A 25943-nucleotide genomic window follows, 5' to 3' on the forward strand; every position below is an offset into this window, starting at 1 on the left:
CGGCTCCGGCGGCGGTGGCAGCGGCAACAATGGAAATGGCAACGGCGGTGGCGACGGGACCCCGGGCAATTCCGGTAAGAGCGACGACACGCGCTAGCGCATCGCGGTACTGCGCGATCGCATCAAAGTCGTGCGAGGCTCGCCTCCGGTAGAGCGGGACATAGCAGCTACCGAGACAAACGACCGACAAGGGGGCGGGCTCCGGCGGAGCCCGCCCTTCGTACTTGAGGATGTGAGAAACGAAGGCGTCCGAACTCCGTGAAAACCTTTCGGCAACTCCTCGCCCCGATAATGCCCGCGCAATCGAGGACCGAATCGGATGGCCAAAGGAAATTCCAGGCGACGCAAGCGCAGCACGAGCAGGAAGAGCAACCACGGCGGGATGATGCGTTGGTATCTTGCAGCCATCATTCTTGTGGCAGGGGTCGCTGCCTATGATCACAGGAAGCAACTTGGCGCCCTACCCGGCGGACGAGAGCTGACGGCCTTGATTTCGCAACCTGAGAAGAAGACGAAGTCGGCCAACTTGGCGATCCGGCCGAAGGAACACACCGGCACCGTCGCTCGGCAACCCGCACTAGTGCCACCGGCACCTGTCGGCAGACCGATGCAGCAGCCGCCGGCACAACTCGCCTCCGTTCAGACAGGAAGCAACACTTTCTTCTTCTGCGGCATTCGCCACGACAACTGCGTGATCGACGGTGACACGTTCCTCTTCAACGGCGAAAGAATTCTCATTGCCGATATCGACGCGCCCGAGACGAAGCTCGCGAAGTGCGACGCCGAGCGGTCGCGCGGTTCCTATGCCAAGGCAAGACTGCGCGAATTGCTGAACGGCGGCGAATTCACGCTGGTTGCTTCGGCGGGCGGCTTCGCGGACGAGGAAGCGGGTAAGCCACGGGTGGTGATGAGAGGTGGCAAATCGCTGGGGGACCTCCTCGTTTCCGAGGGGCTGGTGAGAAAGCGCGCCAGCCGGCCCGCAAACTGGTGCGGCCAGGCGGCGCGCGCCTCCGGCTGACCCTCAACCGTACCGCCCGTGATCGGCGAGGACTTCGGCAAGCACGCGCCGCGACTTTTCGACTTCGAGCCGATCGGTGCCCGGCATTTCGGCAGCGACGATCATCGCTTTCCACAGGGTCCAGCCACGGCCGCGAGCCCAGGTTCCCCGGTCGAGTGGAAGTGTCGCGCGAAACGCCTCGCGGCTTTCGCCGCTGAACATCGTCCAGGCAATCGAGAGGTCGCAGGCCGGATCGCCGACGCCGGACGTGCCGAAATCGATGACGGCGGCGAGACAACCGCTTTCGACGAGCAGGTTGCTGGAACTGACATCGCCATGGAACCAGACCGGTTTTGCCGTCCACTGGGCGGCGAGCGCCGCTTCCCATACCGAATGCGCCGCATCGGTGTCGATTTGGCCCGCAAGTGCCTCGAGAGCCCAGCGCGCTTCATGGTTGTAGACGGTCAGCGGACCGCCGCGGAAGAAATTGTGCTGCCCAGGTGACGGCCCGCCATCGGCATCGATCCGCTGCAGGTCGGCGAGAAATTTGCCGAGCTTCGCCGCGAAGACCGGCAAATCGCCGATCGGAGCATGCGTGGCAATTTCGCCATGGCGCCATCGATAGACGGACCAGGGCCAGGGATAGCCTTCGCCGGGCCGCCCCATCGCCACGGGCGCCGGGATCGGCAGCGGCAGGTGCGGTGCCAGCCGCGGCAGCCAGCGCTGCTCCTTCTCGACCTGCAGCGCATAGGACGCGGCACTCGGCAGACGAACGGAGAGGTCATCGCCAAGATGAAAGGTCCGGTTGTCCCAGCCGCCATGCCGGACCGGTCGCACCGGCAGGTCCGCCCATTGCGGAAACTGAGCCGCGATCAGCCGCCTGACAAGGGAGGTGTCGATTGCGATGCTTTCGGAAGGACCCAAGGCTTATCCCTCTCCGCGCATCGTTTCTTTTTGCGTGATCAGCCGCGCGCTGTGCTGGCCGCTCAGATAGATCCACAACCAACTCCAGGCGACGGCAAAGCGGCTGCGGGTGCCGATCAGGAAGTAGATATGGGCAATGCCCCAGATCCACCAGGCAAGCCCGCCCTTGAGCTTTATCCTGCCGAAGTCGATGATCGCGGCACGCTTGCCGATCGTGGCGAGGCTTCCCTGGTGGCGGTACCGGAACTGCCCAGGCATCGGCTTGCCTTCGAGCCGGGCGCGGATCACCCGCGCCACAAAGGCACCCTGCTGCTTGGCAGCGGGCGCAATCCCCGGCACAGCAGCACCATTCTCCTGTTTGACCGACGCGGTGTCGCCGATCACGAAGACATCCGGGTTTCCCGGCGCGGTCAAATCCTGGTCGACCATTGCGCGCCCCGCGCGATCCGCTTCGATGCCGAGCCATTTCGCGGCCGGAGAGGCCTGAACGCCCGCCGCCCAGACGAGCGTGCGGCTGGGGACGAAACTGTCGCCGATCCTCACGCCGGCATCGGTGCAGTCCGTCACCGGCGTTCCGGTGCGCACCTCGACGCCGAGCTTCGCCAACTCGCGCATTGCGTAGCCGGAAAGCGCCTCCGCAAAGGCCGGCAGAATGCGGGGCCCGGCCTCGACGAGCACGACGCGAGCCTGACGCGTATCGATGCGACGGAATTCGTCCGGCAAGGTCCGGTGCGCCATCTCTGCAATGATCCCGGCAAGCTCGACGCCCGTCGGACCCGCGCCAACAATCGTGAAGGTCAACAGCGCATCGCGCGTGGCGGGATCGTCCTCGATCTCGGCCTGCTCGAATGCGAGCAGCACGCGCCGGCGAATGGTCGTCGCATCCTCGAGCGTCTTCAACCCCGGCGCCACCGGGGCCCATTCGTCATGGCCGAAATAGGCGTGCGTCGCGCCGGTCGCGAGCACCAGCGTATCGTAGGGAACTTTCTGGCCACTCGCCAACGCCACGGCCCTTGCCGCGCTATCGACACCCTGCACGTCGCCAAGCAGCGTCGTCACCTCCGGTCGGTCGCGATAGAGATGACGGATCGGCCAGGCAATCTCGGAGGTGGCAAGAATGGTGGTCGCGACCTGGTAAAGCAGCGGCTGAAAGAGGTGGTGGTTGCGCCGATCGATCAGCGTGATGCGCACCGGGACGCCCTTGAGGTCATTGATAAGTTGCAGTCCGCCGAAGCCGCCGCCCACGACCACGACATGATGTTTTTCCTGCATGGATACCTGCCTCGTTGCTGAAGAGAACCACCCGCGCCGCAACCCCTACTCGGCGTAACGGACCGGAATTGCCGTGCCGCTTTTCAGGACTTCCATGGAGATCGAAGCGGTAACGTCGAAAAGCTCCACTTTGCGTACGATCTGCTTGTAGACCATGTCATATTGCTCCACGCGCGGCAGGACGACCTTGACGATGTAGTCGTAATTGCCGGTCAGCCGGTGCGCCTCGACGATTTCGGGTATATCGCTGATCGCGCGCCGAAACGTCTCGATCCACTCATCGGAGTGATGCGCAGTCTTGATCAGCGCGAAGACCGTCGTGGGCACGCCCATCTTCTCTCGGTCGAGAACGACGATGCGCCTCGACACATAACCCGCCTCTTCCAGCCGCTGGATACGGCGCGAGCAGGCGGACAAGGAAAGGTTCACCCGCTCGGCGAGATCGCCCATGGCAACGCTCGCATCTTCTTGCAGAAGTGTGAGCAGCTTTCGGTCCCTCTCATCCAGCACGCCCTTTACTCCTCACCCTATGCCACAACGACGCCTGAATTTTGCATGAACTGAAGAAATGACGCAAAAACCTATTGATGTTTCTCTTTTAAATAGCCCTCAAAGCAAACAAATCCAACCCGAGTCGCGTCATAATCTTACCGGTGGAACGAGATAGGAAAGTGGCAACGCGCACTTCCGGCTTCAGTTCCAGCGATCGGATGCAAAAAGGGAGCGACATCATGGAAATGCGCAAGATCGGCCTCATCGGCGGCATGAGCTTTGAAAGCTCGGCGGTCTACTATCGGATGGTCAACGAGGCCGTTCGCGAGCGTCTGGGCGCACTTCACTCGGCCGAGGTGCTCCTCCATTCCGTCGACTTCCAGAAAATCGTCGACCTGCAGAAGGCCGGCCGCTGGGACGAGGCGGCGGGACGCCTGTCCGATGTTGCGCGTGCACTTCAGTCCAGCGGCGCCGACTGCGTGCTGATCTGCACCAACACCATGCACCTGATCGCCGACGCGGTTGCCGATTCCGTCGAAATCCCGCTGATCAACATCATCGACGAGACCGCGCTTCGCCTCAAGGCCGCCGGCAGTCGCCGGCCGCTGCTGCTCGCCACCCGCTACACGATGGAGCACGGCTTCTATGCCGAGCGGATGAAGGCGCACGGCATCGACGTGGTCGTGCCGGATGCAGACGGACGTACGCTGACCCACGGAGTGATTTTCGACGAACTCTGCGCCGGCAAGGTGCTGGACGCTTCGCGCGAGGCGCTGCTGGCGCTGATCGAAAAGGCAAAGACAGAAGGCGCCGATGCGGTCATTCTCGGCTGCACCGAGATCTGCCTAATCCTCGATCCGGCCAATCTGCCCCTGTCGGGTTTCGATTCGACGGCAATTCACGCCGAGGCGGCAGTCGAATTCTCTCTGAGCAAGCGCGACGTAAGCCGCGCCGCCTGAGTTCGGCGCCGCATCAGGGCGGGATGGACGCGCATAGGTCTGCGTCCCCCTCTACCTGCTCGTTTTTTCCCCGTTTGCGCGACGTCAGGTGATTTCGCCTGACTGCTAAATGCTCTAAACGGCGGCGTCATACTCCGCCCGCGCGTTGCGGATCGCCGCGTGATTTTCGAGTGACCAGTCGACGAACAGCCTGAGGACGACCAGGAACGACCGGCCGAGGTCGGTGAGGCTGTATTCCACGCTCGGCGGCTGCGTCGGATAGACGGTGCGGCTCAAATAGCCGTCGCGCTGCAGGTCGCGCAGTGTCTGCGTCAGCATCCGCTGGGAAATGTCCGGGATCAGCCGGCGCAATTGCGAAAAGCGCAGCGGCCCGTCGGCGAGCGACAGGATCATCAGCGAATTCCATTTGCCGCCGATATTGTCCATCACATCTCGCACCGGACAGTCGTCGATGTCGAGCGGCACGCCGCCGATCAGGGCCACGCGCTTTCCCTTCACCTTGCCGGTCGCCTTGTTCATGGCGGTACCCTTTCCGTAACCTTCGCAGAAAAAACTGCCTCCTTTACAGCTCTTAGCAGATTACGGGATAAGAGCAACTCTCAAAAAGAGACCAGTATTCGACATCAGCCGGTCGAGGCATTGCGAAGCTGGAAAGCGAAGTGAAAGGAAGATCATGTCCCAGAGATTGCTCGTAACCGGCGCTGCAGGTCAGCTCGGCAAACTCGTCCTCGATGCGCTTCTCGCCTCCGGCAAGACGACGCCCGCCGATATCATCGCCACCAGCCGCGATACCGCCAAGCTCTCCGATTATGCCGCCAGGGGCATCGAGACCCGCGCCGCCAACTTCGACGACCCTGCCTCGCTGGAAAAGGCCTTTGCCGGTGCCGACCGGATCCTCATCATCTCGACCGACACACTGGACGAGCCGGGCAAGCGGCTGAAGCAGCATACTACCGCCGTCGACGCCGCCAAAAAGGCCGGCGTGAAGCACATCCTCTATACGTCCATGCCCAATCCGGAAACCTCGGTCATTCCCTTTGCCGCCGACCATCTCGGCACGGAAAACGCCATCAAGGCAAGCGGCATTCCCCATACGATCCTGCGCAATGCCTGGTACATGGAAAACCTGTTCCTGGCGCTGCCGCATGCGCTCCAGACCGGACAATGGTTCTCGTCGGCCGGCGAAGGCCGGATCTCCCACATCGCCCGCGACGACCTCGCCAAGGCCGCTGCCGCCGCGCTGGAATCGGGCTCGACGGAAAGCCGCACCTATACGCTGACCGGAGCGCAGGCGCTGACGACCGCGGAGATTGCCGCCCTCGTCGCCGAAACCACCGGCAAGACGCTCGAGGTCATCCACATTTCCGACGAGGCTCTGGCAGGCGGTCTCAAGGGAGCCGGGCTGCCGGACTTCTTCGTCCCGATCCTCGTTTCCTTCGACACCAATACGCGTGAGGGTCATTTCGACCTGGTGACCGACGACGTGGCCACCTTGACCGGCAGAACTCCGGTCGGCCTGCCGGCCTTCCTAACCGCAAACAAGGCTGCGCTCGCTCACTAATCGAAAACGATCGGCCCGGCGCCCGACGCCGGGCCTTCTCTTCCGTCGCCTCAGCCCATCATCAAGCTTTCCTGGAAGCCGGCATCCGCCACCCTCTTGCCTCAGCGCGTTGTTATCGTGAGGTATGGATGATTGGGAGGAAGGACGATGACGGCACCGGTCGACTTCTGGTTCTCGATAGGAAGCCCCTACACTTTTCTCGCCGTGATGCGACTGCCGGAGATCGCCGAAAGGGCCGGCGTCGAGGTTCGTTGGAGGCCCTTCGACGTTCAAGCGATCCAAGCCGAGGCGAATGACAGCCCTTTCGCCGACAAGCCGCTCAAGGCCACCTATATGTGGCGTGATATCGAACGGCGTGCCGCGAGGTTCGGCCTGCCCGTGAGATTGCCTGTCCCCTATCCGCTCGCCAACCTCGCGCTGGCCAACTGCGTCGCGGTCCTCGCCGCCAGGGAAGGCTGGTGCCCTGCCTATGCCATCGCCACGTATCGGCGCTGGTTCGTCGACCGCGAGCCTGCCGGGAGCGAGCCAAACCTCTCGGCAAGCATCAAGGAAGCGGGGCAAGACCCTGCGCGCGTGTTGGAGCAGGCGAGCGCCCGTGCCGCCGCCGAGGCGCTAAAAGCCGCCACCAGCGAGGCGACGACGATCGGCATCTTCGGTACGCCCTCCTTCGTCGCCGATGGCGAACTGTTCTGGGGCCACGATCGCCTGGAGGACGCGATCGAATGGCAGCACAATCTGGACCAGGGGAATCCGGGGTGAATTCTGACGTGGTGGCTAGCAGGCCGGATTCGGGGCGCAAGGCACTCACATCCTTTTCGATCGAGAAACCAGCCACCAATCCAGCGACAACCTCCCCGCACCCCAGGTGACGATAGCGAGTGCCATCGCGGCCCACGTCAAGTGTATGGGCCATCCATCTGGCACCGTCAGTTGAATGACGATCGTCATGGCGAGCAGGCCGAGAGCGGCAAGGCGCGTCGCCAGCCCCAACATCAGGAAGGTCGGCAACAGGATTTCGGCGCAAGCGACCGCAAACGCCATCACCGCCGGCGCCGGAAAGTCATAGGGGCCACCCGGTAGATGCAATTTGAATTCCGAAGTGAAGAGAAGGATGGCGACATCGTTCAACTGCAGGAAGCCGTCCCACTTGCTCATGCCGGAGCGCCAGAATGGTACGGAGAGGCCGAAGCGCAAGGCAAGCTGAGCAAGGGATACAGGCGCCATGCCGGCAATCAGTCCGTCGATCCGACCGAGCCAGCCTGCCTCCGTGGGCTTGTCGAAGTGTCTCCATTTGGACGTCAGCATCTCATCCTCCATGTTGGATCGCACCGACGGCGCCGGCCTCGAGCATCGTGCGGATTGCAAATGCGAGATCGAATTCCGGACAGCACGTGCTCGCCGTCGCCGCCGCACTTCCAAGCCGCTCACCGGCAATAAGGCGGCCAAGAAAAATATCGGCCCCCGGGGGAAGAAGGCGCACCTCCACCTCCAGCGCCGGCCTCGTTACAAGCGCGCTCTCCGGAGCCGTAGCATCGATGCGGCCCACCGAACCGCTCGCCCTATTCGCTGAAAAGATCGTCACGGCCGGATAGGCAGAACGGACGATGCGGGTCGCTGGATGCGCTGCAAACACCAGGTCGCCAAGCTGCTCTGGGGGGATCAAGGCCAGGCGACCCGCCTCCAACACGGCAGCATCCGCCGCGTGATAGGCATCGAGCCAGGCCCTCTCGATGCGCGCCACATCCGCCAGCCAGGGCATGGATTGCGCATGTTCGTAGCGCTCGATGAAATCGGGAAAATCCCGGCCATACTCGAAGAGCAGCGGCGACGTCGGCGGCGTGTTGCGGATGTGAAACCGCGCCATGGCGCGAAAGAACGTCTCCCCGGTGATGCGCATGGTTGCCGGGAACACGGCAGCGAGCGCATCGATCAGGCTGACGGTGACATTGTTGCGATAGACGTTGAAGCGCATGTCGGCGGCCTTGCCTTTCGGCCCTGCGACAAGCGCGGGGGTTGCGCAGCCGGGATCGAGCAGCCCGTGCACAAGGCCTTCCGGATAATCAAGCCCGTCGGCGGTTTCCGCATGGCACTTGCTAAGCGTTTGCATGCATCCTCCCCCGCTGCAATGCCGCGTGACGATCGAGGACAGCTTGCGCGGCCTTCGCCTCGGCTTTCAGCACCGGCCATTCGGGAATCGCGCTATCCCATTCGACCAGCGTCGGGATCGGGCCGCAGCGACCGACGACAAGATCGAAGAGTTTCCACACGGCATCGGCGACCGGCCCGTCGTGACTGTCGATCAGCAGGCGATCGCCTTCGTCGTCCTCCTGCTCGGCATGACCGGCCAGGTGGATCTCGCCGACGTGTTCGAGCGGGTAATCCGAAAGATACTCAAGCGCGGAAAAATCCTGGTTGGTCGCCGAGACGAAGACGTTGTTGATGTCGAGCAGCAGACCGCAGCCGGTGCGTCTCACGATCTCCCGGATGAAGGCGGTTTCGCCCATCGTCGACTCCTTGAAGAGCACATAAGTCGACGGATTCTCCAGCAGGAGGGGCCGGCGGATCGCCTCCTGCACCTCGTCTATGTGCTCAGCGACGCGCCGCAAGGTGGCTTCCGTATAAGGCAGCGGCAGGAGGTCGTTGTAATAGGTTGTGTCGTGCGTCGACCAGGCCAGGTGCTCCGAGACGAGCGCCGGCTCATATCGTTCCACCAGCCCTGCGAAGCGGCCGAGATGGGCCTTGTCGAGCGGCTGCGGCCCGCCGATCGACATGCAGACACCATGGAGCGAAACCGGATAGTCCTCGCGTATGCGCGTGAGCGCCGCATGCGGAGGACCGCCCGCTCCCATGTAGTTTTCCGCGTGAACCTCGAAGAAGCCGTGATCGCGGTCGCCGTCCGCAAGGATGGATTGCAGATGCTGGTGCTTGAAACTCGTACCAGCCAGCCCGTCGATCGGGTGTGCCGGAAAGCGGAGTGTTCCCGATGTGCTGCGATCCGCATGAATTGCCAATTTGGGCATCGTTGCCTCCACTTTCCGGCGCGATGTTGCTTAAGAGGGAAGGTCGCGCGACAGCGCTTCGGGCGAGCCCTTGCGGCCATCCGGCAGTTCCATCGTCGCGCAGGTGCCGCCATCGACGAATTTCCAGGCGTTGCCCTGATAGTCGACCGTCGAGGTGGCCTGGCAGGTCGTGCCCGGTCCGGCCGCGCAATCATTCTGGCCCTTCAGCGCGACACCGAAGCATTTCTCCTTGCCGGCATCCATCGCGGCTTTGACCTGTTCCTGCGAAAGCGGCGCAGCGAGCGCAAGCGACGAAACCGCTGCTGCCACAGCGCCCGCCAGTACGGCGGCATTGATCGTGGATTTCTGGGACATGACATCTCTCCATGTTGACGGGTCTCGTGAGCCCTTGTTCAGGGCCACACAAAGCCTGGTTCGCCGCCAATCGGAGATTTGTTACATCACCCGCCCACACGCTTTCGTGAGCACTATACCGTGCAAGATCACGTTGATTTTGGATTGACTCCACCGAAGATCATGAACGTGATCGCCGGAAAGAAGATTTGCGGACGCATATGTAACAAGCGGTCGGAGCCGGCGAATTGGGAGGAAGTACAAGTGGAGGACAGCGATCTCGCCCGGCTGTTCCGCGCAGGGCTCGCCGGCGATGAGCGAGCCTATGGCGACTTCCTGCATGCCGCTGCGGAGCTTGTTCGTGCCTGGGCTCGGCGTAGAACAGCTTTTGGTGGCCTGGATCCGGAAGATATCGTCCAGGAAACGCTGCTGGCGATCCATGTGAAGCGGCACACCTGGCGAGCCGACGGTCCAGTGGCGCCATGGCTCTATGCGATCGCAAAGCACAAGCTTGTCGATGCCTTGCGACGAATGGGCCGCCACCCTCGGGTGGAAATCAGCGAGTTGGAGGGACAACTCGCCGTTGAGGAAGCGGAAAGCGTGAGGGGTTGGGAGATAGAACGCGCGCTTGAGATGCTAACCCCCGGCCAGCGTTCGGTGGTGACGGCGATCTCGGTCGAAGGACGCACCATAGGCGAGGCGGCAAGAAGCCTCCACATGAACGAAACCGCAGTTCGTGTCGCTCTCCATCGCGGCCTTGCTGCTATCGCCAGACGATTTGGACGTGACTGAAATGGAAACGCACGAACTCATCAAAGCCCTTGCGGCGGACGCCCGGCGAAGCACTATGTCGATGCCAGTCGCCTGGTCGAGTGCGGTTCTCGCGGCCGTCCTCGTCGCCGCCACCGTCTTCTTCGCCCTCCTCGGCGCGAGGCCGGATATTGCCGAGGCCGCGCAAACCTTCCGCTTCCTCTTCAAGTTCGCGGTGACCATCGCCCTTGCCGCGAGCGCTTTCGCTCTCTTGCATATGCTGTCGCGGCCGGAATCGGAGGCGCGCCGGTCGCTGCCGCGTCTTGCCGTGGCCCCGGCGCTGCTGGCGGCAGGCCTTGTCGTTGAACTCGCCGTCTCGTCACCGGACACGTGGTCGGCAAGGCTCGTCGGCACAAACGGCTTCGTATGCCTCACCTTCATTCCGCTGATCGGCATCGGTCCGCTCGCACTGCTGCTGCGCGCGCTACGCCACGGCGCGCCCTCCCATCCTGCGCTGGCAGGCGCCGTTGCCGGTCTTACCGCCGGCGGCCTTGCCGCGACCTTCTATGCCGCCCATTGCACGGACGATTCACCGTTGTTCGTTGCGACATGGTATACGATCGCGATCGCGATGCTGGCGCTCCTCGGGGCGCTCGGCGCTAGCCGCATCGCCCGCTGGTAGCAAACGGAATCAGGCACGTGAGAAGTGGCTAACGACGGCCGCGCTCCTCCTGGACTGGCGGACAGGGCACGGAACCATAGGAACAGAACACGCAACAGTCCCCCCCCTTCGGCCTCATGAGCAGACCGCAGCCCTTGCACTCGTAAAAATGCAGGCACGCATCCATGCGCATCCTTTCCACCGACTGATGCCGGCAGCCGGGACAGGTCAGGATCGAGATGAACTCCGTCATACGGCGTGTCTTTCAACGCCCCGCGACTGCCGCGCGGGCGCCCCTACAGCGCCGTGCGTCTTATCAGACGCACAAAGGACGCTGTAGCACTTTGAATTGCTGCATGTTTTTGTCCTCAAATCGGCTACGATTTAAGGAAACATGCAACAGCATTCTACCTCAAGTCACTGCGCGGCGCTCGCTTTGGGCTACTCCGGCTCCGGCGCTACAGGCTTGCGCACGAGCCTGCCCTCCTCCGCCTTGTAGAAGAACTGGCTGGCGACCAGCCAGCCTTTCAGCGGCCTGAGCGGCGGAATGCAGGTCAGGAGCATGAACGGCCCCGTGACCAACAAATGCACCCAGAGCGGCGCACTGTATTGCACTTCCAGCCAGACGCCGAGAAATACACTCGGTACGCAGGCGAAACAGATCACGAAGAAAGCAGGGCCGTCGGCCGGGTCGGCGAAGGAATAGTCAAGTCCGCAGACCTCACACGCGGGCCGGAGTCTTAGGAACCCCTCGAACAGATGCCCCTGCGCGCAACGCGGGCAGCGACCGCGCAGGCCCGTATGCAGCGGCGACAGAGGCGGCCAGTCCTGGTTCGAAGACATCATTCTTCCTTTCAAAGGTTTAGTCGCGCGAAGGACGCACCAAAAATGAGCTGCGGTGAGCACGGGGGGACCCGGCGACTTCTCTTGAAAGAGAGGGAGCCATACAAAACATACATAGTCAAATAATTGTATGCACCTGCGGCTGCGACAATTCCGCCCGCCGAGAGACAACTGATCGGCGTTGCCGTTCAGACGACGAGGTTGAGTGCCGCCGACGGGTGCGTCAGAAGGTCGGCAATGACATCGAGGCTTCGCTGGAGCTCGGCCCGCGTCTCGGCGGCACCGAGACCGAGACGCACAGCCTCGGGAGGCATGGAAAGAGCGAAGGCATCGCTCGCCACGACGCTGGTCCCCGCTGATCTCAGCCGCGCCGTAAACTCGCCACGGTTCCAATGGGACGGCAATCTCAGCCACAGGTGGAAGCCTTCGCGATCGGTAAGAACATCCGCACGCGGCAAGCTGTCGGCAACCATCTGCTGGCGGCGCCCCGCCTCACGCCGTATGGCGGCCAGCACCACTTGCGCCGTCCCGTCCTCGAGCCAACGGGTGGCAATCGCCGCGGAAAGCGGCGACGCCATACCAGCCGTGGCTCGGATGGCGCCCTCCAGGCGAAGGGCCGTCGCTGAATCGGGCACCGCCAGATAGGCGATCCGAAGTGAGGGCGAGAGACATTTGGCAAGCCCCGCCACGTGGTAGACGAGATCCGGAGCAAGCGCCGCGAGTGGCGGTACCGGCGTTGCGGGCAACGCGCCATAGGCGTCGTCCTCGATGACGGCAACGCCGTGCCTGCGCGCAATCGCCAGGATCGCCTCGCGCCGTTTCAGCGGCAGCGTGGCGGTTGTTGGATTGTGCAGCGTCGGATTGCAGTAGAGCGCCTTGGGCCGATGCTCGCGGCACACGGCCTCGAAAGCTTCCGGCAAAAGACCCTTTTCGTCGATCGCAACACCGAGGACGTCGATGCCGAGATAGGCAGCCAGCGAGCGAAGACCGGGATAGGCGAGTGCCTCGGCACAGATCCTCTCACCCTTCGCCGCCAGCATGCCGAGGGTCGCAAGCAGCGCCCCTTGCGCCCCGGGGCAGACGAGCACCCGATCGGGAGAGACCTCGCCGAGCCGCGGCTTCAGCCAGGCCGCGCCTGCGGCCCGGTCCTGCCGGGCGCCACCGACAGGCTGATAGCGCATCAGCTGGGCCAGGCCCCGCTCCTGCTGCAGATCAGCGATATCGCGCCACATCCGTTCCGCAAGCGCCGGATCGTCGAAAAGCGGCGGCAGGTTCATGCTCATGTCGACGAGCCCGCCCGGAGACGAACCGTCGGCACTTCTCGATCGTCCCCTGACATAGGTACCCTGTCCGACCCGGCCTTCGATCAGACCGCGGCGTCGCGCCTCGTTATAGGCACGGCTTACGGTCGTAAAATCGATGCCGAGCACGGCCGCGAGTGCCCGCTGCGGCGGCAAGCGGGTTCCGGCCGTCAACCGCCCTGCCGCGATGTCCGCAGCAAGCTGGTCGGCAATGGCGAGGTAGAGCGGCCCCTGCGCCTTGCCAGGCGCCGGCACCCACGAAAGACCGGCGCGATCCCTGTCCATGCATACATCCTCATTCCAGAATGTATGGATATTGCATGGATCATTGCTCTGGGCAAGTCGGCGATATCAGATCCCGTGAAACCGCGTGGCATCTCGCGCTACGGCGTAGGCGAAGTATAAGGAACACGGTCGCCATTCTTTCCGGCGGGCGTGCTCGGGGCAATGCGACGAGCGCCCCGTCCAACGCTTACACCGCCTCGCCGCAAGCACGGCGGAAGCGGCGCACCGTCTCGGCCATGCCGTATTCCAACGCGTCGGCCGTCAGGCCATGGCCGATCGAGACCTCGGCGAGCGCCGGGATATGCTTGACGAGCAGCGGCAGGTTGGCGACCGTCAGGTCGTGTCCCGCGTTGACCGCGAGTCCGAGGCCCGTTGCAATTTCGGCGGTGCGGCCGAGCTCGCCAGCGATCCGCTCGGCCTTCCCCGGATCGTCGTGGCAGCCGCCATAGGGGCCGGTATAGAGTTCGATGCGGTCCGCGCCAATCGCCTTGGCGATCTTCAGAGCTTCCGGGTCCGGATCCCCATCGGCAAAGACAGATACGCGGAAGCCCTTCTTCTTGAGACGCCCGACGACGCTGCCGAGCAGAGCCTGGTTCTGCCGAAAATCCCAGCCATGGTCGGAGGTCGCCTGTGCTGGATCGTCGGGCACCAGCGTCACCTGCTCCGGTTCATGCCGCTCGACGAGCTGGAGGAATTCCTCGTTGGGATAGCCTTCCATGTTGAACTCCGCTGCCGGGAATTCGTCATCGATCAGGTCGCGGATCGGTTGCAGGTCGGAAAAGCGGATGTGCCGCTGATCCGGACGCGGATGCACGGTCAGCCCGCTCGCCCCGGCCTGAAGCGCGATCCGGCCGAGGCCCGTCACGGAGGGCCATGGGAGATCACGCCGGTTGCGCAGCATGGCGATGGCATTGAGATTGACGGAGAGCTTTGCGGGCATATTGAAACTTTCAAAACGATGCACTCAAGCGAGCGTGTCGGCGGCCAGATCGATCGTCGCAGTTCTACCGCAGATTTTGCAAGACTGGAATCGGCCTTTGCACGGTTTCGTCTACAGCGCCGCGCGTCTTATCAGACGCGCAAAGGTCGCTGTAGCGCTTTGAATTACTGCATGTTTTTATCCTTAAATCGGGTACGATTTGAGGAAACATGCAGTGGGCGTTTTGACACCGCTCATTTATGTTGATATCAACCTTATTACGTGAGCACCATATCGCAACGATCAAGGAGGAGACCACCATGACGACGCAGACCCCACTCGTCCCGGCAACGGAACTCGCCGCGAGGAACCGCGCCCGCTTCCCGAATGAGAGCGCGGAGTATCGTCAGGCACGCAACGCTTTGCTCGTCGAGGAAATCGAACTCCGCCGCCATATCGAACGCGTGGCCGCGCAGCGCAGACAACTGCCACCGGGCGGCGAAGTGCCACGGACCTATGTTTTCGAGGGGGAGAAAGGTCCGGCAACGCTTACCGATCTCTTTGGGGACAAGGAAACGCTCATCATCTACAGCTACATGTTCGGCCCGAAGCGCGAAAAGCCCTGCCCTATGTGCACATCGCTGATGGCCGCCTGGGAGGGCAAGGTCCCCGACATCGAACAACGCGTCGCCCTGGCGATGGTCGCCCGCTCGCCGATCGAGCGGCTGGTCGAAGCCAAGAAAGCGCGCGGCTGGGCCCAGCTGAAGGTCTATTCCGATAGCGAGGGGAGCTTCACCCGCGATTATGTCAGCGCCGAGGACGCGGACGTCCCCGGTTACACGGTCTTCACGCGCCGGGACGGCGCCATCCGGCATTTCTGGAGCGGCGAGATGAGCGGCGAAATGGCCGATCCCGGCCAGGACCCGCGCGACGCCCCCGACCCCGATCCGCTGTGGCACCTGCTCGACACCACACCGGAAGGCCGCGGCGCGGATTGGTATCCCAAACTGGAGTATCGCCGCAGCGTTTAGCCATCCGCCCCGATTGGCATATCGGCCTGGGACGGATATTCTCCGGCGCCACCCACGCTTTCGTGGTTGGCGCCGTCTTGATTCATTTCAGAAAAAGCTGACATTTCTTGTTCTGAACCTGACAGTCGACATTTTTGGGTCTAAGTTTCGAATCAGGTTCGATTTCCCGCTTTTCAGACGCCGTGGCATAGCGCCCTTTCTTCCGGAGCCATTGATGACGCCAGCCGAAAGGCCCTGCGACGAAACGATTCGATCGGCGCTCGGCCGGGTTCTTGACAGCAAGGGCTTTCAGCGTTCCGAACGGCTGCGTGCCTTTCTCACCTATGTTGTCGAGACGGAAATCGCCGGCGAGGCCGGGCAGTTGAAGGGCTATTCGATCGCCGTCGATGCCTTCGGACGCAGCCAGGCATTCGATGCCGACAGCGATCCCCTCGTGCGCGTCCACGCCGGAAAATTGCGCAAATTGCTGAAAGCCTTCTATGAAACCGATGGGGCCAAAGAGGACTGGCAGATCAGCATTCCGAAGGGAACCTATGTGCCGGAGTATAGCCGCCTGTGTGTATCCGCAACGGCAGCTCCTCAGCGCCTGGTGACAACTGACGGAGGTCGCCCTCCCAGGCGCCGGCCCGCATGGCATCCCACACCCTTTTCCTCCCCCTGGGCCGTGCTGACGGTGCTGCCGCTCCTGTTGTTCACCCCCCTGCCCTCGCCGAAGATGACGCTCGACTTCGACGCAGAAGCCAAGCTTGTGAACGGCCCGATGGCCTCCGTCCGCGGGCTTCCCTCAGTGGATCTGATTGTCGAGGCGGACCACAAGAATGCCGAGCATTTCGCCGCCTTGCTGCATGCAGCCGCGCTTCGCCACAGGACCCTTGCCGCGGCGGACATGACAGGCCCTTCGCGTGCGACCGGTACCTTGAACCCGGCGCTCGCCTTCTCCGTCAAGGTCGCCTGGCACGAGACCCCGGCGCCTGGTCTTCGCGTCACGCTTTCGCACAATGGCGAAGCCGTGCCGCTCCGTCAGGATTTCATTGGCGCACAACAACTCGCAAGCGAATCCGACATTCTCTACAGGACCACCTCGCTTGCCGCCCAGCTCTTCGGTCTCGATGGCGAAATCTACGCCCATGCCGCCACGGAGGGGCTGCAGAGTACCTTGATGAGATGCATGGTAACGACGGCGCACTACAAGAAACTGCTGACGCGCGAGAGCTTCCAGGAGGCCTGGGCCTGCCAGCAGGAACTTGCCCCTCTCAAGGGTAATGAGCCTCTCTTCATTCTGTCCGCCAGCAAACCGAACCAGCTCTTCAGCCACTGAGCAGCTTGAATTGCTGTAGGTTTTGGAAGAGGCCGTCAGCAACCATAGCGCGATGACGCCGACCTGGGCGCAAGCTATTATTGCCAAGATTTCACCCGCAATATTGAGGGCTGTTCATTTCGACGATTCGCACCTACCGTAAATCCGTGCGGTAGAATTCAGAATGCCTGGCTGCCCGATGGAGCACAGCACGTTCGGACGAACGCGCAAAGAGCTCCAGCCCGTCATGGCGGCGCAGCGCCTTTACAGCGCGTGGCCCGATGAACGGCAAGCACATTGTCTGCAGTAGTCGTGCGATGCGCACGATGTGCCCCGAAGGCGGCCGGTGGCGGCAATTGCGATGGAGGATCGCAACGCCGTGGCACGGAAACGGGGGACGCGAAAAATGTCACGGGATCCATGGAAGAGTGCTGAGGCCGGTGCAACACCTGGCCCTCGGGGGTTTCTGCCGAAACTGCCCATTCCCTATTTCGGTTCGGATGATCGGCTTGCCATTGCCGAAATGGCGGAGGCCTTCGGTGTGACGCACCGGACCTTGCACTTCTACGAGGAGAAGGGACTGCTGAGCGCCGCACGCCTCGGTCCCATGCGTGTCTACGGCGAAGGGCACATCCGCCGCATGGCCGTGATCAACGCATGCCGCGAGGTCGACATGCCGGTTGCCACGATCCAGGATCTGATGGCGGCGCTCGACGCGGCACCGCACCAGAAAGAGGCCGACCGGATCTTCGAGAAGGCGCTGCAGTCGCGCCGCCGCGAACTGGCGGCCCAGCAATCGATCCTGCGCCGGCAGATGCAGCGGATCGCCGAGCTGCTCGAAACCGGTTCGAGCGGGCATGCCGATCCTGCATCCGGAGATGTTCACCTGTCGCCGATCGAGAGCGAATGCCTCGGCCTGATGGCACAAGGGCACCCGGCCGCGCGCATCGCCCAACTGATGGATATGGATATCGCCGCAGCCCTCACGCTCGAATCGGGCATCATCCGCAAGTTCGATGCACAAAACCGCTTCCAGGCCGTCGCCAAGGCCGTGCTGGCTGGAATGATCGCATCGGAATAACGCTGTCCGCCGCGATTCCGCCACGCGAGGCCCACGACCTGCAGTCCCCAAAGAGTTGTCATTATCCGTTCGTGGCAGTAGTATTTGCGCGCAGTTCCGGACGGCTTCGTCGACAGGCTGCATGTTACGTGAGCTGCTTCTGATCGAACAGAAGAGCCTCTCGCACTTCGGGAGACATACTCAGAAGCTTATTTACATCCGACGCCAACATTGGCGCCTCCGCCGATTCGTATTGCCTTCGGACGAGTATCTTGGAGGAGAAGATGAGCAAGCCTACTGTAACTCTCATTATCTTTGGCGCCCTCGCCTTATCCGGGTGCCAATCCGCTGCAACGTCCCAAGGGGGACGCGCCGGCGAGTTCGGCTGCATTGCCGGAACGGTCGGCGGCGCCATCGTCGGCGGCGTAGTCGGCGCGACAATCGGCTCGGGAACCGGCCAGCTCTGGGCCGTTGGCGGCGGCGCGACGCTAGGTAGCGCGGCCGGCAATGCCTTGACTTGCTACTATTAGCGGAAGGCGCCGGCATGATGCGAAAAGTGGTTCTTTCTACGGCATTCGCGCTTTGCCAGCTCGTTTCGGCCGCGCAAGCTCAGTCTGCGGCAATGAACCAAGGGCAAATGGATCGACTCGACCGTGACAGGAACGGAGCGGTCGACCGGTCCGAATACCAGGCGTTCATGACGATGGCCTTCGCAGGCCTGGACAAGAACAAGGACGGCAGCCTGCGCTCCGACGAGGTGGCGCAGGCGCTGAACGCCCAGCAATTTGCCGCCACCGACCAGAACGGCGACGGCAAGCTTACCCAGAGCGAGTTCCTGAACAGGGTCATGTCGGACTTCAAGGCGGCCGACCGCAGCGGCGACGGCAGCCTGCAATAGGAAGGCCCTGCACGCATACTTTTTCAGACGCGGATGTCCCCTGGATCAAGCAGTGTGCGCCCGGGGTTCGGACCAACTTCGACCAGAACGCGACGCGCGCAGCTCTTGAGCGCGCGTAAATCGTCACGCAAAGTGTTCGAATATCTCAATCGCGGTGCCGGGCTGGCGCCAGCGCCATGGTTTGCGCATAGGCCATCGGCGAGCGGCTGCCAGGCATGTTCTCGTCCAGGACCAGCGTTTTCACGTCATCGGAGCGAACGTCGAGTGCAATGACACGTTCAAGCTTGTCGATCTGCCAGACGGCGTAGCCAAGTTCTGGAACATATCCGCAGTCGCAACCGCAATCGCCGCCGAGGATCTCCCTCGGCTCTGCCGGCAGATACATGATTTGCGGCTTCGGCAACTTGTAGCAATGGCCCTCATAGGCATAGCCATAGATCACGCCGATGCTCTTGATATATTTTCCGTCGTCGCCGCGAAAATTGCGCGATGGAATGTTTATCTCTACCGTCAGCTTCAAGACTTCAGCTTCCCTCTCGTCAACGAGGGCCAAGACGATCTGCTGCTGAAACAGGTCTATCAGCTTCTTTTGGGCAACTCGCCTGATAATGCCGGAGATCAATTTCTTGTCGTCTGGCTTTATGTCACGGCCTCTCAGTTCCTCTTCAAGATTTGCGTCGAGGCCCACAATTTCCTCGGGCGTAAATATGGATAGAGAGGCAGCCGGACGGCCATAGAGACGCACCTCGCTTGGATTGTAAGCGTCATATTGTGGAGCATCGAGGCCCTTTGCCTGGTTACCCACTCCGGGATGGTTGCAACAATCACTCATGTTCCTCTCCTTTTCCTGGCTTCACCTTCGACCGATAATCTCACGCCATGCGAAATTTGCTTCCAGGACGCCTGCAGCCGCGCCCTGGGCGGCGGCAACGACGGCGGCTGCAGCCTGATCCAGGCGCATCGTGGTCGGGTCGAGCGTCCTCAGAGCGGCCGCAAGCGCCTGTCCGACCGTGTCACGAGCCGCTGCCAGCGCGAGTTCGAAGACCAGCGGCTTGACCTGAAAAGCTTCCGCCGTTGCCGCACGGAACGTATCGAAGTCCCGCTGGCTCAGCTCGCGCAGGTCGATGTCGAGGAGCCGTCCGTCCGCGCAATCCCGCGCGACAAGTTCACGGTGATAGAGCTCGACGACCGTATCGAAGATCGCGCCGACGAAAGGAAGAGCGCGGTCGTGGACCTCGCGTGTCACCTCTGACATGCGACGGAAATTGGTGGCCAGGCGAACCTGCGCCTCGGGACTCGTCTCCGCGAAGCGGTTGAGCTCGTTGTAAAGCAGCAGGTTGCCCTTCGTTCGTCGCAGCAGCCGGTCGATGGCGGAGCCGAAATGCAGGAACGAAATCAACGACACGGCGTCCGAAAATGCCTCCGAAAACGGGAAGAAGTCGGCTGTCTGCGAGAATATCCTCGGCACGCCCGTTTCGGACAGGAGGATCAGGTGTCCGACTTCATGGGCAATCGTATCGAAATTCAACGCATAGGGCCGCAGCACCCCGTCCGTGTCCGAACACCCGAGTTCCAGGAAGCCGTAGCCCGCCTGTGCGTTGTCCCAATTTACAAAGGCAACGATCTCGAGGCGCGGAAAGGTCTCGTCAAAGAACCATCGAACCGGACGGCCGAGATAGCTCTGCCATATGTCCAGAACGAAGTGCACGCAGGCATAGGCATGCACAGCGAGGAATTCCCTTGAGTCCGGCGCCACATTGTCGAAGTGACGGTCTGGCCCCGGACTTGGCGGTGGACGTCTCGCCCCGTTGAATGGCGGCAGTCGGTCGAGGCCGTATGGCTGCTTGTCGGAGAGCGGATCGACGACATACATCAGCGAGTCGCTTGGCCCCTCGCCGATCTCATCCTTCAAGATCGGCAGCCAGACACGATCCGGTTGCTCGTAGCCGGGGATGAAAGGCGGCTGGGGGAAAATCCAGAAGCGCGTTCCAAGACGCGCGTCACCGGACTCAAGGGCCTCATTCCGAAGCAAACGCATCGCACAATTGCCCCCTCGGTCGGTGAAATCCGGCAATCAGGGATTGAATTTATAAGTGCTCACTAATTTTGAGTCAATGCCACCGGCTTCCAGATCCCGGATGAAGGTATTCGTCGCCACCCATAAATCGCCTGGCTTAGCCGCCGGCGCGCTTCGCACAAGGCTCGGCGCGGTACGAAGTGCGAGGAGAGCATCCTGCCTCTTCTGGCTTGTTCCAGTCCGCCCCAGCCCTTGTATGCGGTCGTCCGGCCATCCCGCCGCACCCAGCACCGCCGCAAGCGTGCGGTCGCGAAAGTTCAGATTTCGCGCCATTGTTGTGAGAAGCGTGCGTTCGGCACGGGTGATGACGCTATTGCGCATCAGGGCGGAAAAGGTCCGCTGCAGATCGACCAGCGAGTCGGTCAACTGCAGAAAGCCAAGCTCTGCCGGCCCCGAATGCACAGCGACAGCATCGTCCGGGGCCAGGGCCAGAGGCGAGCCGCGAACGTCCCTGAGCGACGAAAGAGCCCATCGCCGATACCACCTGTAGATCAGCCCAACACCGACCATGCCGAAGTCGTGGAGTTCCGCTGCCCTGAGCGCCCCCATGCTGGCGGCTCCGATCACCACAATTCCCTGCGCCATGGCCCAGAGTATTTCCTTGTGCCGGACGGCGGGCCGGTCTTCGAACTGGCCATCGATCAGGACCATGGCACGCGGGCGGAACGCATGGGCGGCCAACAGAATATCGCCCTGCGCGGCGGGCTGCAGATAGATGGCGTCGAGCACCGCCTCCGCCTCGCTCAGCCGAAGCGTCGGGCCAAGAAACACCAGGATCGGACCGTCTTGGCTCGCATCCGCCATCTGCTCACCGTACGACAGAGAAGGGATGCGCGCGGGCAAGGACTGTCCTCACGCATTGCACGCCCGTTTCGAGATCGTGCCCCACCGGCACGGCGACGACAGGACCGAGACCGGCGGCCAGCACTCTGTCCAGCAGGGAGCCGGCGTCGACGATAGTCGGCAAAGGCCCTGCCGGCATCAGTCCTCCCGCACCTTCCGCGAGGATAAGCTGACGGGCCCTCGCTACGGCCTCCTCGGTGCTTCTCTTGTAGTGTGCTCTCGTCTGGTCGTCACGGGCACCGGAGATCGCCCCCGCCCGGGCTGCCAGCGCTTCAAGCATGGCGCTTGCTGCCGCCCCTTCGACACTCGGCCCCGCGGCATAGCCTTCGGTCGGCAGGGCGAGGATCGGTTCACCGGGAGACGTCTCGATCGTCTGGCACCAGATGACCGGAATGCCGGTTGGCGAAGGGGCATGCCACAGGGCAAACGATATTCCGCAGGGCTCGGCGACGGAGCGGATATGATCCACCCGAGCACCGAGACCCGTGATGGCAATGCGCATCCGGTCGAAGAACCCGTGCGTGGCGAAGGCGCGCGCGATGGCGTCGCGCTCGATGCATTCGAACAAACCGTGCAGATAGGCGCTGTAGGCATCCATGTGGCAGGCCAAGCCCGTCGTCGTGCGGACAAACCAGCCATCGCGAACAGGCGGCGGATCGGTATAGCAGGTGTGGACCAGTTCCAAGGGAACCGGCAGCACCTGACCCGTGGCGACATCGAGGCCTGCGATCCAAGGTATGGTGCTGGTTCTCCAATCTTCCGATCCCGCGACGACATGAGTGTCGAATAGGCCATCGGCGATTTCGAGCTCGTCGGCGGTCGCCAGGAAGACGCGCTGCGGGGGAATGGCTTCGGCATAATAGCGCTCCAGCGCTTCCATGATCGCGCCCACCGAGGCTTCAGTCGTCGTAAGGCCACGCCCGAGTGACGTGACTTCGGATAGAGCCGCCGGACGAACGGCTTGCACCACGGGGAGCCCGAGCCGGTCCAGCCCGGTCAGGTCACCGATCCGGGTAATTCGCGCTCTTCGGCAGAGCGGTAAAAGCGCGTGGAATCGACGCTTGATGTCTTCCGGGGCGGGGCGAACGGAGAGAGAGGCGTGCGGGTTCGAAAAGATGGAGGCCTGAAGATCGGTCAGGCTCCCATTCAGACTGCTTCGATCAGCACTGGCCGCCAACACCGAGCTCCTGAATCGACTGCCGGGCGCGCTTGGCAAGGGCCATTGCGCCCTGAGTCTCGGCAATTTCGATGGCCGATCGCAAGTCGGCTCCAAGCGCATCCTGCGACACGCCCGCCTGCGCGTTGAGAACGGCACGGCAGCGGTGCAGCTCTGCCAGCCAATAGGCATGGCCCGTTTCCTCCGCCTTTTCGATCGCCTCGTTCACGATGTCGATTGCGGCGCCGATCTTGCCAGCCCGCCCCAATAGGGTGGCGTGCATGTAGAGATAGATCGGCAGGTCCGCGACTGCGCCCAGCTTTCTAAGAAGCGAGAGGCCCTCCCGAAAAACGCTGTGCCCATCGTCGAGACTGCCCCCATGTGCCTTCGCCCATCCCCCGAAGAGGAGCGACAGTCCGGACAAGGACTGCATCTCATGCTTCGTCGCAAAACGCGCCATCCGTTCGGTAACATCGGCAAGACGCTCGAAGTCGTCCCGATAAAAGGCGGAAACCGCTTCGGTATCGAGCGAGTGCGCCTTGCTGGGGGCGTGTTCGATACGATCCACAAATGCGATCATCCTGGACAGCGCCGCGTCCGATGCCTTTGTTTGTCCGGTCAGCCACAATGAAAGGGCCAACTGCCCGAGCCCGCACACCTTCGCGTCGTGCCCGCCGAACTCCGTTCGACTCTTCCTTGCCGTTTGCTCGTCATAGAGCGCCAAGCCGGCCCTGATTGCCTCCTGGGTTTCCCGGTGCCGGCCGAGATTGAAATCGATGGCCCATATGCAATGATTCACCTGCAGTTGGATTTCCGGGTCGTCGGCCCGCGCCAGCATAGCCTGGACTTCCAGGGCGCGGTCATGCATGACGCGAAAATTCGATCCGGTGAGCCACCAGCCCCAATAGATCGGAAACCACCTGGACTGCTCCGACATCGGCTGCCGGCGGGCGATTTCCACGCCGTCTTCATAAAGCTTGCGCGCGGGGGGCGAGTTCAGCCCCACCAGTCCGGTCAGGATCGGCCCCAACGCCGTCAGCGCGGCAAGCTGCAGGCTCTCGACGGCGCGTCCCTCGCCCAATTGATCGCAAAGCGTCAACGCATGCTCCAGATACTGGCGCGCCTCGATCATTGCCGAGCGGCTCGAACTTTCCTTTCCGGCCGCAATGAGCAGTTCGATTGCATCGTCGAGAAGCCCGGCCCGCTCCGCATGTTCGGCAAGTGCGCCGGTATCGAGCCACGCGGCCATGCCGCGGTCCTGGTTGACAGCGCCAAAGAGCCGCCGGTGCAATACCTGCCGCTGTTTGCGCAATAGCCCATTATAGATCGTCTCCTGGACCAGCACGTGGCGAAAGCCGTAGGCAACGCGTCCGGGCGCCCTGATACGTGTCAGGAACCCGGTTTCGCACAGCATATCGGCCGCACTTGCGATTGCCTTCTTGCTGAAGTCCGGCAGGAGCACACGCAGCAGCGGCAAGGTAATCTGCGTGCCGGCCGCGGCGGCGGCTCGGGCCACCTCTCTGGCCGGGCCCAGGTGCTGCAGCCGCTGGTCAAGGATGGACTCGAATGCCGATAGATGCGCAGGCTTCATGTTTTCCGACAGGCTCGCCTCATCCGCTTCGGCATTTTGGGAAGCCCATTGGCAGATTTCCTCGATGAATAGAGGCACGCCGCCGGATATCCGTTCCGCCACGTCGAAGAGTTCCGGCAGCCTCGCCAGCTGATGCTCCGGCCACTTCGCCCTGATCGCCAGTCTCGTCTCGTCGCTGTCGAGCGGTTGCAGCGACAGCCGCAACGGGTTTGCCGCGTCCAACCATTCGGCGGGCGAACCACGACGCGACGTCAGGACGAGAAAGAGCGGGAACTGACCGATGAGCCGGGCCGCTTCGCCGAGCAGGTCGCGCGACGTCGGATCGATCCAATGGACGTCCTCTACGGCGACGACCACGGGGCCGCTCCGGCAGACCGCTTCGAGAGTCAGCAAGAGCGCCCGGTGCGCCTTCTCGCGGATCGTCTTGGGATTGTCATTCGACAGCAGCTGGTTCCGCCCCTCTGCGCCGAGCAGATAGGCAAAGACATCGATAGCCTCCCTGTCCTCGATGCCGTTGCGCCCGAACAGTGCCGCCACGTCGGAAGCCGTGACGCCCATCTGGCCGTTTCTCGTCGTCGATCCGGGAAAACTGTGCAGCAGGGGATGCAGCGTCGAGCGCAACCCTCCGGGCAGGCACTGGAAGAAGAACAGCTTCGACCGTCGATCCCGCGTTCTCCTGCGAATTTCCCGCAGCAGGCGGGACTTGCCGATCCCCGCATCCCCTTCGATCAGGAGGCTCGCCCCCCGCCCGGCAAGGACGCCATCCCAGGTACGAGCGATCGTGTTCAACTCGCTCTCGCGATTGATGAAGGGGCCGCCGAGCCGGCCATAGGCATAGAAGCGATCGACCTCCATTTTGTGGCCAAGCGCCCGCCACACCTTTTCCGGCGCCGCAAAGCCCTTGAGTGTCTTGCTGCCCTGGAAGACGAAGGCATGCGATCGTCCGGCGAGGTTTCGCGTCTCCTCGGAAACCAGCACACTGTTCGGCTCGGCGATGACTTGAAGACGAGCCGCCATGGCGAGTGCGGCGCCAGTGACGGGCTCCTGGAGCCAACTCTCACGCTCCATGTCGCGGATAAGGGCCGCCGAGGTTGCGATCCCGACGCGGACCCGAAGATCATCCCGCCCGCGCTCCCGGCCAACGCGCTTGCAGGCGTCGACGATATCGAGCCCGGCGCGGATGGCGAGGGAAGCCGCATCCTTGGCATCGAGATCGATCGGGAACAGCGCCACACCGCCGTCGCCAGCCTCATGCTGCATCACGCCGGAGTGCGAGGCGATCGATTGCCTGCTCGACCGCTGAAAGGCCGACATCAGTTCCTGGTAGTCCTCCATGTCCATGACATGCAGGAGATCGGTCGAGCCGACCAGGTCGTAGCAAAGTGCGGTAACGATGTGGCGCTCGCTGCCATGCGCCGAGGAGCCGCCGGCACGTGCCGCGCGATTGACCGCTTTTCGTGGCGTATTGGTCCGGCTTTCGCGCAGCATGCACCACCCCGCGTTCGGCAGCGCGCTCCCCTCGGACTTACACGCGCATGTTCAAGACAAATAATCTAGTTCTTGTAATTCCTGAAAGATCTGGTGTGAGGAGGCTTGGTGCAAGACCCACGCCGCCCCCGTCCCTCCGTCAAACCCAAGGCTGACCGCCGGACCGGTCTATGTCAATCGGCGGC

Annotated in this window: 28 protein-coding genes; 11 read left to right on the forward strand and 17 right to left on the reverse strand. The window is 62.7% G+C overall.

What is annotated here, in order from left to right:
* The first annotated feature begins 319 nt into the window (after window positions 1–319).
* Window positions 320–1018, forward strand: a complete 699-nt coding sequence (locus RHIBR816_RS0100010; protein ID WP_026186482.1) for a thermonuclease family protein — start codon at window positions 320–322, stop codon at window positions 1016–1018.
* Between the two features lie 3 nt (window positions 1019–1021).
* Here RHIBR816_RS0100010 and RHIBR816_RS0100015 read toward each other — a convergent pair whose 3' ends face one another.
* The 3 genes from RHIBR816_RS0100015 to RHIBR816_RS0100025 are packed head-to-tail and all read right to left on the reverse strand — an operon-like array spanning window position 1022 to window position 3703.
* The gene (locus tag RHIBR816_RS0100015) at window positions 1022–1921 is read right to left on the reverse strand and encodes an aminoglycoside phosphotransferase family protein (RefSeq protein WP_018234474.1); all 900 of its coding nucleotides are present in this window, start codon (window positions 1919–1921) and stop codon (window positions 1022–1024) included.
* A gap of 3 nt (window positions 1922–1924) precedes the next feature.
* A complete protein-coding gene (locus RHIBR816_RS0100020; RefSeq protein WP_018234475.1) occupies window positions 1925–3193 on the reverse strand; it encodes an NAD(P)/FAD-dependent oxidoreductase in 1269 nt (422 codons plus the stop codon).
* A gap of 45 nt (window positions 3194–3238) precedes the next feature.
* On the reverse strand, window positions 3239–3703 hold the full coding sequence (locus RHIBR816_RS0100025; RefSeq protein WP_018234476.1) for an Lrp/AsnC family transcriptional regulator: 465 nt from the start codon (window positions 3701–3703) through the stop codon (window positions 3239–3241).
* 221 nt (window positions 3704–3924) lie between these two features.
* Here RHIBR816_RS0100025 and RHIBR816_RS0100030 point away from each other — a divergent pair, with 221 nt between their 5' ends.
* The gene (locus RHIBR816_RS0100030) at window positions 3925–4644 is read left to right on the forward strand and encodes an aspartate/glutamate racemase family protein (RefSeq protein WP_026186483.1); all 720 of its coding nucleotides are present in this window, start codon (window positions 3925–3927) and stop codon (window positions 4642–4644) included.
* Window positions 4645–4758: 114 nt separating this feature from the next.
* Here the strand turns inward: RHIBR816_RS0100030 and RHIBR816_RS0100035 are convergent, their stop codons facing one another.
* Window positions 4759–5163 (reverse strand): helix-turn-helix domain-containing protein, encoded by a 405-nt coding sequence (locus RHIBR816_RS0100035; RefSeq protein WP_018234478.1) that lies wholly within the window; start codon window positions 5161–5163, stop codon window positions 4759–4761.
* Between the two features lie 154 nt (window positions 5164–5317).
* Here RHIBR816_RS0100035 and RHIBR816_RS0100040 point away from each other — a divergent pair, with 154 nt between their 5' ends.
* Together RHIBR816_RS0100040 and RHIBR816_RS0100045 are read left to right on the forward strand one after the other, a co-directional pair.
* Window positions 5318–6205, forward strand: coding sequence for an SDR family oxidoreductase (locus tag RHIBR816_RS0100040; RefSeq protein ID WP_018234479.1), 888 nt, complete (start codon window positions 5318–5320; stop codon window positions 6203–6205).
* A gap of 147 nt (window positions 6206–6352) precedes the next feature.
* On the forward strand, window positions 6353–6964 hold the full coding sequence (locus tag RHIBR816_RS0100045; RefSeq protein ID WP_018234480.1) for a 2-hydroxychromene-2-carboxylate isomerase: 612 nt from the start codon (window positions 6353–6355) through the stop codon (window positions 6962–6964).
* Between the two features lie 45 nt (window positions 6965–7009).
* On the opposite strand, the gene RHIBR816_RS0100050 is transcribed toward RHIBR816_RS0100045, so the two are convergent.
* From RHIBR816_RS0100050 to RHIBR816_RS0100065, 4 genes are read right to left on the reverse strand one after another with little or no spacing between them, the layout of a single operon-like run.
* Window positions 7010–7510 (reverse strand): DoxX family protein, encoded by a 501-nt coding sequence (locus tag RHIBR816_RS0100050; RefSeq protein ID WP_052522664.1) that lies wholly within the window; start codon window positions 7508–7510, stop codon window positions 7010–7012.
* 1 nt (window position 7511) lies between these two features.
* On the reverse strand, window positions 7512–8312 hold the full coding sequence (locus tag RHIBR816_RS0100055) for a DNA-binding domain-containing protein (RefSeq protein WP_018234482.1): 801 nt from the start codon (window positions 8310–8312) through the stop codon (window positions 7512–7514).
* Window positions 8299–9225 carry a DUF692 domain-containing protein gene (locus tag RHIBR816_RS0100060; RefSeq protein ID WP_018234483.1) on the reverse strand — a complete coding sequence of 309 codons (927 nt, stop codon included), beginning with the start codon at window positions 9223–9225 and terminating at the stop codon, window positions 8299–8301. The genes RHIBR816_RS0100055 and RHIBR816_RS0100060 overlap by 14 nt, the downstream gene beginning before the upstream one ends.
* A gap of 30 nt (window positions 9226–9255) precedes the next feature.
* Entirely contained in the window at window positions 9256–9579 is a 324-nt protein-coding gene (locus RHIBR816_RS0100065) for a DUF2282 domain-containing protein (protein WP_018234484.1), read from the reverse strand.
* 162 nt (window positions 9580–9741) lie between these two features.
* Here RHIBR816_RS0100065 and RHIBR816_RS0100070 point away from each other — a divergent pair, with 162 nt between their 5' ends.
* Together RHIBR816_RS0100070 and RHIBR816_RS0100075 are read left to right on the forward strand one after the other, a co-directional pair.
* Window positions 9742–10350: a sigma-70 family RNA polymerase sigma factor gene (locus tag RHIBR816_RS0100070; protein WP_018234485.1), complete on the forward strand. Its 609-nt coding sequence runs from the start codon at window positions 9742–9744 to the stop codon at window positions 10348–10350.
* Between the two features lies 1 nt (window position 10351).
* Complete coding sequence (locus tag RHIBR816_RS0100075; protein ID WP_018234486.1) at window positions 10352–10990, forward strand: NrsF family protein; 639 nt, start codon at window positions 10352–10354, stop codon at window positions 10988–10990.
* Window positions 10991–11018: 28 nt separating this feature from the next.
* On the opposite strand, the gene RHIBR816_RS38235 is transcribed toward RHIBR816_RS0100075, so the two are convergent.
* From RHIBR816_RS38235 to RHIBR816_RS0100090, 4 genes are all read right to left on the reverse strand, one after another.
* A complete protein-coding gene (locus RHIBR816_RS38235; RefSeq protein WP_084810967.1) occupies window positions 11019–11222 on the reverse strand; it encodes a GDCCVxC domain-containing (seleno)protein in 204 nt (67 codons plus the stop codon).
* A gap of 188 nt (window positions 11223–11410) precedes the next feature.
* Window positions 11411–11812 (reverse strand): DUF983 domain-containing protein, encoded by a 402-nt coding sequence (locus RHIBR816_RS0100080; protein WP_026186486.1) that lies wholly within the window; start codon window positions 11810–11812, stop codon window positions 11411–11413.
* A gap of 188 nt (window positions 11813–12000) precedes the next feature.
* Window positions 12001–13398 carry a PLP-dependent aminotransferase family protein gene (locus tag RHIBR816_RS0100085; RefSeq protein WP_018234488.1) on the reverse strand — a complete coding sequence of 466 codons (1398 nt, stop codon included), beginning with the start codon at window positions 13396–13398 and terminating at the stop codon, window positions 12001–12003.
* A gap of 187 nt (window positions 13399–13585) precedes the next feature.
* On the reverse strand, window positions 13586–14338 hold the full coding sequence (locus RHIBR816_RS0100090) for a pyridoxine 5'-phosphate synthase (RefSeq protein WP_018234489.1): 753 nt from the start codon (window positions 14336–14338) through the stop codon (window positions 13586–13588).
* A gap of 299 nt (window positions 14339–14637) precedes the next feature.
* On the opposite strand from RHIBR816_RS0100090, the gene RHIBR816_RS0100095 reads away from it, so the two are divergent.
* The 5 genes from RHIBR816_RS0100095 (at window position 14638) to RHIBR816_RS37355 (ending at window position 18603) form a co-directional block, all read left to right on the forward strand.
* Complete coding sequence (locus RHIBR816_RS0100095; protein ID WP_018234490.1) at window positions 14638–15348, forward strand: DUF899 family protein; 711 nt, start codon at window positions 14638–14640, stop codon at window positions 15346–15348.
* A 214-nt stretch (window positions 15349–15562) separates the two neighbouring features.
* Complete coding sequence (locus RHIBR816_RS0100100; protein WP_018234492.1) at window positions 15563–16666, forward strand: hypothetical protein; 1104 nt, start codon at window positions 15563–15565, stop codon at window positions 16664–16666.
* A 385-nt stretch (window positions 16667–17051) separates the two neighbouring features.
* Window positions 17052–17726 carry a MerR family transcriptional regulator gene (locus RHIBR816_RS0100105; protein WP_018234493.1) on the forward strand — a complete coding sequence of 225 codons (675 nt, stop codon included), beginning with the start codon at window positions 17052–17054 and terminating at the stop codon, window positions 17724–17726.
* Window positions 17727–17989: 263 nt separating this feature from the next.
* Complete coding sequence (locus RHIBR816_RS0100115) at window positions 17990–18235, forward strand: glycine zipper 2TM domain-containing protein (protein ID WP_018234494.1); 246 nt, start codon at window positions 17990–17992, stop codon at window positions 18233–18235.
* A 17-nt stretch (window positions 18236–18252) separates the two neighbouring features.
* On the forward strand, window positions 18253–18603 hold the full coding sequence (locus RHIBR816_RS37355) for an EF-hand domain-containing protein (RefSeq protein ID WP_026186487.1): 351 nt from the start codon (window positions 18253–18255) through the stop codon (window positions 18601–18603).
* 145 nt (window positions 18604–18748) lie between these two features.
* Here RHIBR816_RS37355 and RHIBR816_RS0100125 read toward each other — a convergent pair whose 3' ends face one another.
* The 5 genes from RHIBR816_RS0100125 to RHIBR816_RS0100145 are packed head-to-tail and all read right to left on the reverse strand — an operon-like array spanning window position 18749 to window position 25758.
* Window positions 18749–19435, reverse strand: a complete 687-nt coding sequence (locus RHIBR816_RS0100125; protein ID WP_026186488.1) for a hypothetical protein — start codon at window positions 19433–19435, stop codon at window positions 18749–18751.
* A gap of 21 nt (window positions 19436–19456) precedes the next feature.
* Window positions 19457–20641 (reverse strand): hypothetical protein, encoded by a 1185-nt coding sequence (locus tag RHIBR816_RS0100130; protein WP_018234497.1) that lies wholly within the window; start codon window positions 20639–20641, stop codon window positions 19457–19459.
* Between the two features lie 36 nt (window positions 20642–20677).
* Window positions 20678–21484, reverse strand: coding sequence for a TfuA-like protein (locus RHIBR816_RS0100135; RefSeq protein ID WP_026186489.1), 807 nt, complete (start codon window positions 21482–21484; stop codon window positions 20678–20680).
* Window positions 21485–21488: 4 nt separating this feature from the next.
* Window positions 21489–22703 (reverse strand): YcaO-like family protein, encoded by a 1215-nt coding sequence (locus RHIBR816_RS33565; protein ID WP_034814703.1) that lies wholly within the window; start codon window positions 22701–22703, stop codon window positions 21489–21491.
* A complete protein-coding gene (locus RHIBR816_RS0100145; RefSeq protein ID WP_018234500.1) occupies window positions 22684–25758 on the reverse strand; it encodes an AAA family ATPase in 3075 nt (1024 codons plus the stop codon). The genes RHIBR816_RS33565 and RHIBR816_RS0100145 overlap by 20 nt, the downstream gene beginning before the upstream one ends.
* Window positions 25759–25943: the final 185 nt, after the last annotated feature.

Source organism: Ensifer sp. BR816 (assembly GCF_000378985.1).
Taxonomy (GTDB): domain Bacteria; phylum Pseudomonadota; class Alphaproteobacteria; order Rhizobiales; family Rhizobiaceae; genus Sinorhizobium.